Below are 14,028 nucleotides of genomic sequence, written 5' to 3' on the forward strand. Positions count from 1 at the left end.
CTCGCGGCGGGGTTCCCGGTACTGCGGTGCAGTGGACGCGGACTTCTTAGAAGTCCATGCCACCCATGCCACCCATGCCACCGCCGGCCGGCATCGCCGGCTCGTCCTTCTTCGGAGCCTCGGCCACCATCGCTTCGGTGGTGATCATCAGGCCCGCGATCGAGGCAGCGTTCTGCAGCGCGGAGCGCGTGACCTTGGTCGGGTCCAGGATGCCGAACTCGATCATGTCGCCGAACTCGCCGTTGGCGGCGTTGTAGCCGAAATTGCCCGAACCTTCCTTGACGCGGTTGACGATCACCGACGGCTCTTCGCCGGCGTTGGTGACGATCTCGCGCAGCGGGGCTTCCATCGCGCGCAGGGCGATCTGGATGCCGTGGTTCTGGTCTTCGTTGGCGCCCTTCAGGTTGCCGATGGTCTGCAGCGCACGGATCAGCGCCACGCCACCGCCCGGGACCACGCCTTCTTCCACCGCCGCACGCGTGGCGTGCAGGGCGTCTTCGACGCGGGCCTTCTTTTCCTTCATTTCGATTTCGGTCGAGGCACCGACCTTGATCACGGCCACGCCGCCGGCCAGCTTGGCCACGCGTTCCTGCAGCTTCTCGCGGTCGTAGTCCGACGAGGTCTCTTCGATCTGCGCCTTGATCTGCTTGATGCGCGACTGGATACGCTCGGCATCGCCGGCGCCGTCGATGATGGTGGTGTTCTCCTTCGAGACCACGACCTTCTTCGCACGACCCAGGTCGTTGATGGTGGCCTTCTCGAGCTGCAGGCCGACTTCCTCGGAGATCACCGTGCCGTTGGTCAGCGTGGCGATGTCTTCCAGGATGGCCTTGCGGCGGTCACCGAAGCCCGGCGCCTTGACGGCGGCGACCTTGACGATGCCGCGGATGGTGTTGACCACCAGCGTGGCGAGGGCTTCGCCTTCCACTTCCTCGGCCACAATCAGCAGCGGCTTGCCGGCCTTGGCGACGCCTTCCAGCACCGGCAGCAGTTCGCGAACGTTGGAGACCTTCTTGTCGTGGATCAGGATGAAGGGGTCGTCGAACTCGACCTGCTGCGACTGCTGGTTGTTGATGAAGTACGGCGACAGGTAGCCGCGGTCGAACTGCATGCCCTCGACGACGTCGAGTTCGTTCTCCAGACCCGAGCCTTCTTCGACGGTGATGACGCCTTCCTTGCCGACCTTCTTCATGGCCTCGGCGATGATGTCGCCGATGTTGCTGTCCGAGTTGGCGGAGATGGTGCCGACCTGGGCGATCGCCTTGTCGTCGGCGGTCGGCTTGGAGAGCTTCTTCAGCTCTTCGACGGCGGCCTTCACGGCCTGGTCGATGCCGCGCTTCAGGTCCATCGGGTTCATGCCGGCGGCGACGGCCTTGGAGCCTTCGCGGATGAACGCCTGCGCCAGCACGGTGGCGGTGGTGGTGCCGTCACCGGCGTTGTCGGAGGTCTTGGACGCGACTTCCTTCACCATCTGCGCGCCCATGTTCTCGAACTTGTCGGCCAGTTCGATTTCCTTGGCGACGGAGACGCCGTCCTTGGTGATCGTCGGGGCGCCGAAGCTCTTCTCGAGCACGACGTTGCGGCCCTTCGGGCCGAGGGTGGCCTTGACGGCATTGGCGAGGACATTCACGCCGCGCACCATGCGCGTACGGGCGTCTTCACCGAAACGGATATCTTTGGCTGCCATTGTGTGGAACTCCGGGAATGGGGAATTGAGAATCGGGAATCGTCGAAAGCGGGAGCGTCGTCTGGGGATCGGAGGCGAGGACCGAGGGAACCGCTTCAACGATTCCCCATTCCCGCCTCCCGATTCCCACGCACTCAGCCGAGGATCGCGAGGACGTCGTCTTCCTTGATGATCTTGTACTCGACGCCGTCCTGCTTGTAGGCGGAACCCGAGTACTGGCCGTAGATCACCTTGTCGCCAACCTTGACCTTCGGGGCGCGGACATTGCCGGTGGCCTCGACGAACTTGCCTTCGCCGACGGCGACGACTTCACCCTTGGTGGGCTTTTCCTTGGCGGCGTCGGGAATGATGATGCCGCCGAGGGAGGTTTCTTCGGCTTCGATCGGCTTGACCACCAGACGGTCGTACAGCGGCTTGATGTTGCTCATGTCAATCCTCTTAAGTGATTGATTGGACTAGGAAAGGGGCGGCGATGTTAGCACTCGCCTCGGGGGACTGCCAACGTCGCGGACACAAAAACCCGGCAACGCCGGATGCCGACCGATGTTGGGAGGGCCCGCGGCGCTTTCAAGGGTCGGGCCGCAGATTTTTTTGCGGGAGGGCCGGACCGGACGGTCTGCGATAATCGCCGGCCCATGCCCGTCTTCCTGATCCTGTCCACCTGCCCGGACGCCGACACCGCCCAGCGGCTGGCGCGGACGCTGGTGGACGAACGGCTGGCGGCCTGCGTGAACCTGCTGCCGGGCGTGGTCTCGACCTACCGCTGGCAGGGCGCCGTGGAGCAGGCGACCGAAGTCCAGCTACTGGCCAAGACAGCCGGGGACCGGCGCGATGCACTGATCGCCCGGCTGGCCGAACTCCACCCGTATGAACTGCCGGAGATCCTGGCGGTCGAAACCGCCGCTGGCCTGCCCGCCTACCTGGACTGGGTGACCGCCGAAACCCGGGCCGACGCCCGTGCCTCCGAGTGACCCGATGACGCCGATCCGCACCCTGTTCGCCTGTCTGCTGCTGCCCCTCGCCTCGCTGATCGCGCCGGCCGCGTCCGCCGCGATCACCCAGGACGACCTGCTGCCGGTGGACGAGGCCTTCGTGCTGACGGCGACCGCGCCGGCACGCGACCGTATCGAGATCCGCTGGAAGATCACCGACGGCTATTACCTCTACCGCCACCGCACCGGCGTGGAGGCCGATGCCGGTTTCGCCGCACAGCCGCTGCAACTGCCCAAGGGCAAGGCGTACCGCGACGAGTTCTTCGGCGACGTCGAGACCTACCGCGACGAACTGCTCGCCACCCTGCCCGGCCAACCGACGGCGTCGACCGACAGCGTCACGCTGAAGATCAAATACCAGGGCTGCGCCGACGCCGGCATCTGCTACCCGCCGCAGACGCGCACGCTGAAGGTGGCGTTGCCGCCCGCCACGGACGGCGGCGCCTTCGTACCGCTGGGGTCCGGCGCGCTCACCGGCAATCTGTTGGGCCAGAAGCCGCAGGCCGGCATGGACGCGCTGCCGCTGCCGGCGGAACAGGCGTTCGCCTTCGAGGCGATCGCGTTCAACGGCAACGAACTGCTGCTGCGCTTCACGCCGGCACGCGGCTATTACGTCTACCGCGACCGCACCTCGATGGCGCTGGAAGGCGCGAAGGGCATCGCGCTGCAGGCACCGCGTTGGCCGAAGGGCAAGGCGCACCGCGACGAGCATTTCGGTGAGGTCACGGTCTACTTCGACCAGGCCGAAGTGCCGGTGCCGCTGCGGCGCGACCATGCGGATGCCACACGGGCCACCTTGCGCGTGACCTTCCAGGGCTGCCAGACCGACGGCATCTGCTATCCGCCGATGACGCGGCGGGTGAGGCTGTCGATCCCCGCCGGCACGGTGACGGCGGCCAGCACGCCCGACGTGCCTGCGCCCGCGTCCGTCGCGCCGCTGCCGACGGACGCGAGGACACCCGCCGGCACGCCGGTCGCTGCGCCTGACGCAGCCGCGACGACCACGCCCGCTGCGGCCGACGTCGAACGCACGCGTCCGCCCGAAGACGTACTGGCACGCAATCAGGGCGGCGCCACGTCGCTGCTCGTCGCCCTCGCGCTGGCGCTGGCCGGCGGCCTGATCCTCAACCTGATGCCCTGCGTGCTGCCCATCCTGTCGCTGAAGGCGCTGTCCCTGGCCGAGAGCGGGCAGCACGAAGGCGATGCGCGCCGGCGTGCGCTCTGGTACACCGCCGGCGTGCTGGTCAGCTTCGTCGCCGTCGGCGCGCTCGCCATCGCGCTGCGCGCCGCCGGTCAGGCGCTGGGCTGGGGCTTCCAGTTGCAGCAGCCATGGTTGGTCGGCCTGTTGGCCTATGTGATGTTCGCGGTGGGCCTGAGCCTGTCGGGTGTGTTCGCCATCGGCCATCGCTTGGCCGGTGCCGGGCATGGCCTGGCGTCACGACGCGGACCGATGGGCGATTTCTTCACCGGCGTGCTGGCGGTGGTCGTGGCCAGTCCGTGCACGGCACCCTTCATGGGCGTAGCGCTCGCGTACGCCTTCACCGCACCCACGCCCCTCGCGCTGCTGGTGTTCGCGGTGCTCGGCCTGGGCCTGGCGTTGCCGTTCCTGCTGATCGGCTTCGTTCCCGCGCTGGCAAACCGTCTGCCAAGGCCAGGCGCATGGATGGAGACGCTGAAGCAGGTGCTCGCCTTCCCGATGTACGTGACCGCCGTGTGGCTGCTGTGGGTGCTGGGCAAGCAACGCGGCATCGATGCGGTCGGCCTGGCGCTGGTCGGGCTGGTGCTGCTGGCGCTGGGCCTGTGGTGGTTCCAGCGCGTGCGCTTCGCCACGTCGCCGTTGCCTCGCGTGCTGGCGCTGGCGCTCGCCGCCGCCGCACTGGTGCCCTTGCTGATGGTGCACCGCTTGCCGGTGGCCTCCGCTGCCGCACCGACGGCGCAAGGCCACGTGGCGTATTCCGCCGAACGCCTCGCTGCGTTGCGCGCCGAGGGCCGCATCGTCTTCGTCGATATGACCGCCGACTGGTGCGTCACCTGCAAGGCCAACGAAAAGGCCGTGCTGAACACCGCCGCGTTCCGCGACCTGCTCGCCGCGCACGAGGCGGTGATGATGACCGGCGACTGGACGAATGTGGATCCGGCCATCACCGCGTTCCTCGAACAGCACAAGGCGGTCGGCGTACCGCTGTACGTGATGTATCCGCGCAGCGGTGGTGAAGGCGAGGTGCTGCCGACCGTACTGACCCACGACACGATGCGCCAGGCGTTCGAACGGGCGGCGCGGTGACGATCACTACGCCCCGCATCGTCGCCGTCGCGATCCTGGCCGGCGGCCTGGGCCTGGCCGCCAGTGTCTGGTTCAACGGCAATCCGTTCTGGCGCACGCAGGTAGGCGAGCGCGCGCTGCATGCGGCCACGAACGCGACCGCACCCGCACCGCCCGCCGGCGTCACGCCTGCCGGCGTCGGCGATCCGATGCCGGCGGTCGCGCTGCCCGGACTGGACGGCGCCATCATCGACCTGCGCACGCGTTACGCCGGCAAGCGGCTGCTGATCAACGTGTGGGCAAGCTGGTGCGGGCCCTGCATCGAGGAGATGCCGGAGCTCGATCGTTTCGCCGCGTCGCAAGGTGCGGACGGTGTGCAGGTGCTCGGGCTGGCGCTGGACACGCCGGACGGCGTGCGTGACTTCATTGCCAAGGTCCCGGTGCGCTATCCGATCGTGCTGGACACACCGGGCCCCGCCGATGCCAGCGTGTGGCTGGGCAATGCCAAGGGCGTGTTGCCCTACACCGTGCTGGTCGGGGCAGACGGGCGCATCGAGCGGCAGAAGATCGGTCCGTTCGTCCACGGCGAGATCAGCGCCTGGGCCCAGTAAGCCGCAACGTCGGCGAACCCGCCGTCAACGCGCGGTAGGACGCTACCCTTGCCCGACCCGTAACCCGCGCGCAGCGCCCACGGTTGCGCGATCCAGAGACGAACCCGCCAGAAATCAAACATTCGTTTAAATCATGGCGAACTTCGGCGAACTGGACAGCATTGCCGGCTTCGCGCAGACTGCCGCCCTTCCGCTGGAGAGCCGAATGGCGAAGCTGCTGGTCCTGCATGGCCCCAACCTCAATCTGCTCGGCACCCGCGAGCCGGAGGTCTATGGCCACGCGACGCTGGCGGACATCGACCTGGCGCTGGTTGCACAGGCGCAGGCCGCCGGCCACCAGCTGGAGGCGTTCCAGTCCAATGCCGAGCATGCGCTGGTCGACCGCATCCAGGCCGCCCGCACCGACGGCACCGCCTTCATCCTGATCAACCCGGCCGCGTTCACCCACACCTCGGTCGCGATCCGCGACGCGCTGACGGGGGTGGCCCTGCCCTTCATCGAAATCCACCTGTCCAACCCGCACAGCCGCGAACCCTTCCGCCACACCAGCTACCTGAGCGACAAGGCGGTGGGCGTGGTGTGCGGCTTCGGCGCCGACAGCTACCGCTACGCGCTGGACGCCGCCCTGCAGCGGCTGCCGGCCTGACATTCCTTCTTTTGGTTCCCTGCGGGGAACCGCGTTCAACCACGAGGCTCCCATGGATCTCCGCAAAATCAAGAAACTGATCGACCTGCTGGAAGAGTCGAACCTGGCCGAAATCGAGATCAAGGAAGGCGAAGAATCCGTGCGTCTGGCGCGCACGCCCAAGGGCGGTTACGCGGCGCCGGCAGCCCCCGCCCCGGTCGCCTATGCCGAACCGCGCCCGGCCGCGCCGATGCCGATGAGCTCGCCGACCGAAGCCTCCACCGGCGGCACCGCCAAGGCAGGCAATGCGTTGCCCGACGGCCATGTGGTGCGCGCGCCGATGGTCGGCACGTTCTACGCCTCGCCGTCGCCGGACAAGCCGTCGTTCGTCAGCGTCGGCCAGTCGGTGAAGGCCGGTGAGACCCTGGCGATCATCGAAGCGATGAAGATGTTCAACCCCATCGAAGCCGACGTGTCCGGCACCGTGCTGTCGATCCTGGCCGAGAGCGGCCAGCCGATCGAATTCGACCAGCCGCTGTTCGTGATCGGCTGAGGTCCGCGCCATGCTGGACAAAGTCGTCATCGCCAACCGGGGTGAGATCGCGCTGCGCATCCTGCGCGCCTGCCACACCCTCGGCATCCGCACGGTCGCGGTGCATTCCACCGTCGACCGCAACCTCAAGCACGTGGCCATGGCCGACGAGTCGGTCTGCATCGGCCCGGCCGCCTCCAAGGACAGCTACCTCAACATCCCGGCGATCATCGCCGCGGCCGAGGTGACCGACGCGCAGGCCATCCACCCCGGCTACGGCTTCCTGTCGGAGAACGCTGACTTCGCCGAGCGCGTGGAGCAGTCCGGCTTCATCTTCATCGGCCCGAAGGCGGACACCATCCGCATGATGGGCGACAAGGTGGAAGCGATCCGCGCGATGCAGGCGGCGGGCGTGCCGTGCGTCCCGGGCAGCGGCGGTCCGCTGGGCGACGACATCGTCGCCAACACCAAGATCGCGCGTGAGATCGGCTACCCGGTCATCATCAAGGCCGCGGGCGGTGGCGGCGGCCGCGGCATGCGCGTGGTGCATGTCGAAGGCGCGCTAAAAGCCGCCATCGAGACCACCAAGTCGGAAGCCAAGGCGGCGTTCGGCAACGGCGAGGTCTACATGGAGAAGTTCCTGGAGAATCCGCGCCACGTTGAGATCCAGGTGCTCGCCGACGGCCAGGGCAACGCCATCCATCTGGGCGAGCGCGACTGCTCGATGCAGCGCCGCCACCAGAAGGTGGTGGAAGAAGCGCCAGCCCCCGGTATCACCGAGGAACTGCGCAACGAGATCGGCAAGGTCTGCGTGGAAGCCTGCATCCGCATCGGCTATCGAGGCGCGGGCACGTTCGAATTCCTGTTCGAGGATGGCCGCTTCTACTTCATCGAGATGAACACCCGCATCCAGGTGGAACATCCGGTGACCGAGCGCATCACCGGCATCGACCTGGTCTGCGAACAGCTGCGCATCGCCGCCGGCCAGAAGCTGACCATCAAGCAGTCCGACATCGTGCTGCGTGGCCACGCCATCGAGTGCCGCATCAACGCGGAAGACCCGGACACCTTCATGCCGCACCCGGGCCTGATCCAGCATTTCCATCCGCCGGGTGGTCCCGGCGTGCGCGTCGATACGCACATCTACGAAGGCTATCGCGTGCCGCCGAACTACGACTCGATGATCGCCAAGCTCATCGTGCACGGTCCGGACCGCGAGACCGCCATCGCCCGCATGCGCGTGGCGCTGAGCGAGATGGTCATCGACGGCATCAAGACGAATATCCCCTTGCAGCAGCGCATCATGCGCGACCAGGGCTTCCAGGCCGGCGGCCAGAACATCCACTACCTGGAAAAGCGCCTCGCCGAACGCAAGAACAAGGCGATCTCGCTGGTCTGAAGCCTTCGCATCATGCAAAAAAGAAGGGCCGGGATGGCGACATCCCGGCCCTCGCTGTTTGAGCGGTAACGCTTACGCCGTCGTCACTCCGGCAACTGCTGCGTACCCGGTACCGGTGTCGCGCCGAGCGGTGAGGAAGGATCGGTGATCCTCACCACTTCCGACGAGCCGTCAGGCCACACGACCTTGATCGTGCTGCCGGGCGACAACGTCGAGAACGGCGTACCGCTGCGCGCGCGGTAGAGCGCGGCGACCTGCGAGGCACCAAGGCGGCGTGCATCGTCCGGCGCGTGGATGGTCATGTGCCCGATCCGCGAGAGGTCCCGGAAGCCGGGATCGCGCGTTTCGATGACGATCGTGGCGGCCGCGGCGGCATAGGCCACCACCACTAGTCCCCAGACCAGGAGATTCACTCCCGGCCGCGTGCGCTTGTATTTCATCCGTCCACTCCCGGGCGGGCCAGCAAGGTGCCCACCATCTCGTCCACGTTGTCCACCCCCTGGCGCGGGACACCGGCGTCCCGTGCGAAGGTGGTGAAATCCTGCGATTCGTCCTGCGAGCAGATACCGCCGTTCACGCAGTAGCTCGTCATCATCGAACCGTTGGGGCTGCAATCCATGCCCAGTTGGCATGACGCGATGCGCCATGCGATCTCGCTCAGGTCGCTGCCCGACACCTCGCCCAGCGTGTCCCGCCGCCCACTCCCGATCGTGCCCATCGCGGGCGCGATGGCGAGATACGCGAAGGGATCGCCCGAATCGAGCACGCGCTGCACCAGGTCGCGCCGGTAGTCGTCGCCATCCTGCAGCGGCTGGTCCATCGCGAGCAGCGAAGCCTCTGCCGCGAGACTGCCGGCGCGTGCGGCCTGCATGCGCTGGGTGATGAGCGTGGGCAGCGAGAAGCCATCCTGCGGCACGAAACGCGCACAGCGCTGCTGGATGCGCTGGCGCGCGGACAGCATGGCCCGGCCGTTGGACAGACCCAGCCCTGCGATGACACGCGTGTCCTGGGCATAGCCAATGGGATCGGCCGCGAACCCGGCGCAGTGATCCTGCACCAGGCTCAACAGCCACATCGCATCGGCATCGCCGGCGGCGGCAAGCGCCATCAGTTCGCGCGAATAGGCGAACAGGTCGGCGCTGTCTTCGAATGCACGCCGCAGCGGCGACAGCGCGGGCACCGTCCGCACCGCCATCGGGCGCAGCTGCGGCCGCACGGATGAAGAAGGAGAAAACGCGAGGCCCGACTCGACGCCGGCTTCGATGGCCGGCACCGGCGCATGCGGCAGCCAGCCCGCCTGGCGCAGCGGTATCCACGCCAGCGCCCCCAGCAGGCCCACCAGCATCATCGGCAGCAGCAGCTTGCGGGGCATGCGGTCATTATCCCGGCGCCCCGCCGGCCTTTCAATGCAATGCGTGCGCGTTGACGCCCCGGCCACGTCCTTTCGTCGCCGACCCGCGGTGGCGTGCGTGAGACAATCCTCGCCCGTTCATCTTCATCCGGCCCCTCATGCCTTACCTCGAACTCTCCTTGCGCTGCACCGAAGCCGAGCAGCCGCGCTACGAGAACGCGCTGGACGACGTGGGCGCGCTGTCGGTCACCCTGCTGGACGCCGATGCCGACACCGGCAACGAACGCGCGATCCTCGAGCCGGGCGTCGGCGAGACGCCGCTGTGGAAGGCGCTGGTGCTGACCGCGCTGTTCGATGCCGACGCCGATGCGCTGACGCTGCTGGCTGCACTGGAAGCGTTCGATCCCGGGCTGGACTGGACGCAGGTCGGCTTCCGCAAGGTCGAGGACGAGGACTGGGAACGCGCATGGCTGGACCAGTTCACGCCGATGCGCTTCGGCGCGCGCACCTTCATCGTGCCGTGGAACCACGAGGTCCCCGATGAAGCGGTCGAGGACGCGGCGATCGTGCGACTCGACCCCGGCTTGGCCTTCGGCTCCGGCACGCACCCCACCACCGCGCTGTGCCTGCGCTGGCTCGACGCGCTCGCGGACGAGGGGCGGCTGCAGGGACAGCGCGTGCTCGACTTCGGCTGCGGGTCGGGCATCCTCGCGCTGGCTGCGCTGAAACTGGGTGCGGCCCAGGCCATCGGCGTCGACAACGATCCGCAGGCCCTTCTGGCCAGTGCGGACAATGCGCACCGCAACGAGGTGGGCGCGGACTTCAGCGTCTACCTGCCCGACGACGAACCGGTGGCGACGTATCCGGTGGTGGTGGCGAACATCCTCGCGTCCGCGCTCGACGCGCTCGCCGACACCCTCGCCGCACGCGTCGCGCCGGGCGGCCGCATCGCCCTGTCCGGCATCCTCAAGGGACAGGAAGGCGATCTGCTCGTCCGCTACGCGACGTGGTTCGACCACCTCTCGGCCACGCAGGACGGCGACTGGATGCGCATCGACGGCGTGCGTCGCTGACGCGATGATCGCCCCGCCCCGTCACAACACGCCTGTCGGCGAGCGTGGTTGAATAGCCGCCATGTTCACCGCCTGCCCGCACTGCCAGTTCCTTGTCAGCCGCGACCCGCGGTCGGATGCAGCGCCTGCCGACTGCCCGCGCTGCGGCAAGCCCCTGTCGACGGCTGACGACGCGCCGGCGCCGGCGCCCAGCCTGGCCACGCTACTGCACGCCGCACCACCACCGGCGGCGTCGGTTCCTGCCGCAACGCTGGCCATCGACGGGCAGGTCGATGCATCGCACGCCTCACCATCGGAAGTACCCGCTCTCTCCGCACCTGCCGATGCCGCGGAGGAGGATGCCGCACCGTCGGAGGAGATCGCGCCCGACGACGCCGTGGCGACAAGCGACACGCCGTCGCCCGATGTCATGACGCCTGCCTCCGTTGAGGCGGCCGCGTCCCCACCGCTCCTCGCCCGCAAGACAACGGGGCCTCGCTTCCTGCAGCGTGCGCGCACCACGCCGGTGCATACGCGCCGCGTGCGGCTTCAATGGGTGGTCGCGGCGGCGTTGTCGTTGCTGCTGTGCATCCAGGTGGTGGTCGCGGATCGTGCCCGGCTCGCGACACAGGCCGGCTGGCGTCCCGTCGTGCTGGGCTTGTGCGCCGTCTTCCGCTGCGACGTACCGACGTGGCGCGAGCCCGCCGCGTTCACCATGCTCAGCCGCGACGTGCGTCCGCTGCCCGATGCGCCCGGCACGCTGCAGGCGCAGGCCACGTTCCGCAATGAAGCCCGCTGGCCGCAGGCGTGGCCGGTGATCCTGCTGACGTTGAAGGATGCCGACGGCCGAACCCTCGGCGCGCGGGCGCTGCAACCGGTCGACTACCTGCCCGAGGACCAGCTGCTCGCCACCATCGAACCCGGGCAGAGCGCACAGATGGCCGTGCGCATCCGCGAACCCAGCGCCAGCGTCGTCGCGTTTTCCTTCGACTTTCGTTAAGCCCCGCGGATTCATCAAAAAGCGGATGCGCACGCCACGATCAGGCGCTAGACTCGTCCCCCCGCCGAATACCCACAAGCACAAGGCGGGCTTCTGAATCCGTAGCACCCAGGGGATCCGATTGAACGCTGCCACGACCCGCCAGGACACGCCACGCACCGCGTCGCGCCCGCCGCTGCGCGAGCACGTTGCCCAGTCGGTGCGGCGTTACCTGCGCGACCTGGACGGTTGCGATGCGGACGATGTCTACGAGATCGTGCTGCGCGAGATGGAAATCCCGCTGTTCGTGGAAGTGCTGAACCACTGCGAGGGCAACCAGAGCCGCGCGGCGGCCCTGCTCGGCATCCACCGCGCCACGCTGCGCAAGAAGCTCAAGGATTACGGGCTGGCCTGAGGCCCGCGGTCGCGTTGCTGCGCCGCGCTATAATTCGCGCCCCGCTTCGCCACGCCTCTCCCATGACCGTCGATTTCCAGCCCGTGCGCCGGGCGCTGTTGTCCGTTTCCGACAAGACCGGCCTGCTCGAGCTGGCCCGCGCCCTCGCCGCCCGCGGCGCCGAACTGCTGTCCACCGGCGGCACGGCGAAGACATTGCGTGACGCCGGCCTCGCCGTGCGTGATGTCGCCGACGTCACCGGTTTCCCCGAAATGATGGACGGACGCGTCAAGACGCTGCATCCCAAAGTGCATGGCGGTCTGCTGGGTCGCGCCGGCACCGACGACGCGGTGATGGCCGAGCACGGCATCGGCGCCATCGACCTGCTGGTGCTGAACCTGTATCCGTTCGAGTCCGTCACCGCGAAGGCCGACTGCACGCTGGCGGATGCGGTCGAGAACATCGACATCGGCGGGCCCGCGATGCTGCGCTCGGCGGCGAAGAACTTCGCCCGCGTCGCGGTCGCCACCGACCCCTCGCAGTACGCGGGACTGGTGGCCGAGCTGGACGCCAACGACGGCGCCCTGTCGGCGAAGACGCGCTTCGCGCTGTCGGTCGCCGCGTTCAACCGCGTGGCGCAGTACGACGCCGCGATCAGCAACTACCTGTCCGCCGTCACCGACACCTCGTCCGACGTGCCGGTGCGCAGCGCGTTCTCCGCGCAGGCGAACGGCAGCTTCGTCAAGGTCATGGACCTGCGCTACGGCGAGAACCCGCACCAGCAGGCCGCGTTCTACCGCGACCTGTACCCAGCGCCCGGCTCGCTGGCCACGTTCCAGCAGCTGCAGGGCAAGGAACTGAGCTACAACAACATCGCCGACAGCGACGCGGCATGGGAATGCGTGCGCCAGTTCGACGCGCCGGCCTGCGTGATCGTCAAGCACGCCAACCCGTGCGGCGTGGCCGTCGGCGTGGCCTGCGGCGATGCCTATGAACTCGCGTACGCGACCGATCCGACCAGCGCGTTCGGCGGCATCATCGCGTTCAACCGCACGCTGGATGCTGCAACGGCGAAGGTCATCCTCGACCGCCAGTTCGTCGAAGTGCTGATCGCGCCCGACTATGAGGAAGGCGCGCTCGACTACGCGAAGAAGAAAGCCAACGTGCGCGTGCTGCAGATCCCGATGGCGCCCGTGTCGCCGGGCTTCATCGACACCAAGCGCATCGGCTCCGGCCTGCTGCTGCAGACCGCCGACGATCGCGTGGTCACGCGCGATGAGTTGAAGGTGGTGACGAAGCTCGCGCCGACCGACGCGCAGTTCACCGACCTGCTGTTCGCGTGGAAGGTGGCGAAGTTCGTCAAGTCGAACGCCATCGTCTATGCAAAGGATCACCGCACCATCGGCGTCGGCGCCGGCCAGATGAGCCGCGTGTATTCGGCGCGCATCGCCGGCATCAAGGCCGCCGATGCCAACCTGGTGGTCGAGGGCTCGGTGATGGCGAGCGATGCCTTCTTCCCGTTCCGCGACGGCATCGACGCCGCGGCCGCCGCCGGCATCAAGGCGGTGATCCAGCCGGGCGGCTCGATGCGCGACAGCGAGGTCATCGCGGCTGCGGACGAGCACGGCATCGCCATGGTCTTCACCGGCGTCCGCCATTTCCGCCACTGACGCATCGCAACCCATTGCCCGGGAGTACGAGTCCGCCATGAACCGCCTGCGCAACGCGTTCTCCATCGCCATCCCGTCGGTCGCGCTGCTCGTGCTGGGCGGCTGCACGGACACGCGTGGCCGGCTCGATGAGGCGCGCACGAAGATCGCAGCCACGTTGCCGGCGCCCTACTTCGAGGACCTGGTGACCGAATCGGTCGCCGTCGATGGTCAGCGCCTGGTGCTGACCGTCCGTAGCCCGGCGGGCGACGCGGCGAAGACGCGCGAGGCGCCCGGCTTCGATGCATTGAAGGAAAGCGAGCAGATGGCAATGCGCGACCTGTGCGGCCTCCCCGAGATCGCACCACTGCTCGATACCGACGCGGTGCTCGCGCGCCGCTTCGTGGACCGCGACGACGCGCTGTTCTTCGACGTCGAACTCCCTGCGCGCGACTGCGCGAATCCGCCTGCCGAGCCGTCGGCGCAGCCATGAG

General features: G+C 68.0%; 15 protein-coding genes. 11 read left to right on the forward strand and 4 right to left on the reverse strand.

The features are described from left to right. Positions 1-46: 46 nt before the first annotated feature. Positions 47-1,687, reverse strand: a complete 1,641-nt coding sequence (gene groL / locus ACGHX3_RS17085; protein ID WP_162337520.1) for a chaperonin GroEL — start codon at positions 1,685-1,687, stop codon at positions 47-49. A gap of 134 nt (positions 1,688-1,821) precedes the next feature. Next, complete coding sequence (locus ACGHX3_RS17090) at positions 1,822-2,115, reverse strand: co-chaperone GroES (RefSeq protein WP_162337521.1); 294 nt, start codon at positions 2,113-2,115, stop codon at positions 1,822-1,824. A 207-nt stretch (positions 2,116-2,322) separates the two neighbouring features. Between ACGHX3_RS17090 and cutA the strand changes: the two genes are divergently transcribed. The 6 genes from cutA to accC all read left to right on the forward strand — a co-directional run bounded on the left by cutA (position 2,323) and on the right by accC (position 8,109). Further along, entirely contained in the window at positions 2,323-2,658 is a 336-nt protein-coding gene (gene cutA / locus ACGHX3_RS17095) for a divalent-cation tolerance protein CutA (protein WP_394695700.1), read from the forward strand. A gap of 4 nt (positions 2,659-2,662) precedes the next feature. Further along, on the forward strand, positions 2,663-4,963 hold the full coding sequence (locus ACGHX3_RS17100) for a protein-disulfide reductase DsbD family protein (RefSeq protein ID WP_394695701.1): 2,301 nt from the start codon (positions 2,663-2,665) through the stop codon (positions 4,961-4,963). Then, on the forward strand, positions 4,960-5,553 hold the full coding sequence (locus ACGHX3_RS17105; RefSeq protein WP_394695702.1) for a TlpA family protein disulfide reductase: 594 nt from the start codon (positions 4,960-4,962) through the stop codon (positions 5,551-5,553). The genes ACGHX3_RS17100 and ACGHX3_RS17105 overlap by 4 nt, the downstream gene beginning before the upstream one ends. 205 nt (positions 5,554-5,758) lie before the next feature. Next, on the forward strand, positions 5,759-6,199 hold the full coding sequence (gene aroQ, locus ACGHX3_RS17110; protein ID WP_213604675.1) for a type II 3-dehydroquinate dehydratase: 441 nt from the start codon (positions 5,759-5,761) through the stop codon (positions 6,197-6,199). Between the two features lie 52 nt (positions 6,200-6,251). After that, positions 6,252-6,731: an acetyl-CoA carboxylase biotin carboxyl carrier protein gene (accB, locus tag ACGHX3_RS17115; RefSeq protein ID WP_394695703.1), complete on the forward strand. Its 480-nt coding sequence runs from the start codon at positions 6,252-6,254 to the stop codon at positions 6,729-6,731. A 10-nt stretch (positions 6,732-6,741) separates the two neighbouring features. Then, a complete protein-coding gene (accC, locus tag ACGHX3_RS17120; RefSeq protein ID WP_162337527.1) occupies positions 6,742-8,109 on the forward strand; it encodes an acetyl-CoA carboxylase biotin carboxylase subunit in 1,368 nt (455 codons plus the stop codon). An 83-nt stretch (positions 8,110-8,192) separates the two neighbouring features. Here the strand turns inward: accC and ACGHX3_RS17125 are convergent, their stop codons facing one another. Next, the gene (locus ACGHX3_RS17125; protein ID WP_213604626.1) at positions 8,193-8,549 is read right to left on the reverse strand and encodes a hypothetical protein; all 357 of its coding nucleotides are present in this window, start codon (positions 8,547-8,549) and stop codon (positions 8,193-8,195) included. Next, positions 8,546-9,481, reverse strand: coding sequence for a hypothetical protein (locus ACGHX3_RS17130; RefSeq protein ID WP_249720487.1), 936 nt, complete (start codon positions 9,479-9,481; stop codon positions 8,546-8,548). The genes ACGHX3_RS17125 and ACGHX3_RS17130 overlap by 4 nt, the downstream gene beginning before the upstream one ends. 137 nt (positions 9,482-9,618) lie before the next feature. On the opposite strand from ACGHX3_RS17130, the gene prmA reads away from it, so the two are divergent. The 5 genes from prmA to ACGHX3_RS17155 all read left to right on the forward strand — a co-directional run bounded on the left by prmA (position 9,619) and on the right by ACGHX3_RS17155 (position 14,027). Beyond that, the gene (gene prmA / locus ACGHX3_RS17135) at positions 9,619-10,533 is read left to right on the forward strand and encodes a 50S ribosomal protein L11 methyltransferase (protein ID WP_394695704.1); all 915 of its coding nucleotides are present in this window, start codon (positions 9,619-9,621) and stop codon (positions 10,531-10,533) included. Between the two features lie 61 nt (positions 10,534-10,594). Next, a complete protein-coding gene (locus ACGHX3_RS17140) occupies positions 10,595-11,512 on the forward strand; it encodes a DUF3426 domain-containing protein (protein WP_394695705.1) in 918 nt (305 codons plus the stop codon). A gap of 121 nt (positions 11,513-11,633) precedes the next feature. Then, entirely contained in the window at positions 11,634-11,906 is a 273-nt protein-coding gene (gene fis / locus ACGHX3_RS17145) for a DNA-binding transcriptional regulator Fis (RefSeq protein ID WP_162337531.1), read from the forward strand. Positions 11,907-11,968: 62 nt separating this feature from the next. Further along, the gene (purH, locus tag ACGHX3_RS17150) at positions 11,969-13,555 is read left to right on the forward strand and encodes a bifunctional phosphoribosylaminoimidazolecarboxamide formyltransferase/IMP cyclohydrolase (RefSeq protein ID WP_394695706.1); all 1,587 of its coding nucleotides are present in this window, start codon (positions 11,969-11,971) and stop codon (positions 13,553-13,555) included. A gap of 37 nt (positions 13,556-13,592) precedes the next feature. Next, the gene (locus ACGHX3_RS17155) at positions 13,593-14,027 is read left to right on the forward strand and encodes a hypothetical protein (protein WP_213604622.1); all 435 of its coding nucleotides are present in this window, start codon (positions 13,593-13,595) and stop codon (positions 14,025-14,027) included. Position 14,028: the final 1 nt, after the last annotated feature.

It is taken from the genome of Pseudoxanthomonas japonensis (genome assembly GCF_043632995.1).
GTDB lineage: Bacteria > Pseudomonadota > Gammaproteobacteria > Xanthomonadales > Xanthomonadaceae > Pseudoxanthomonas_A > Pseudoxanthomonas_A japonensis.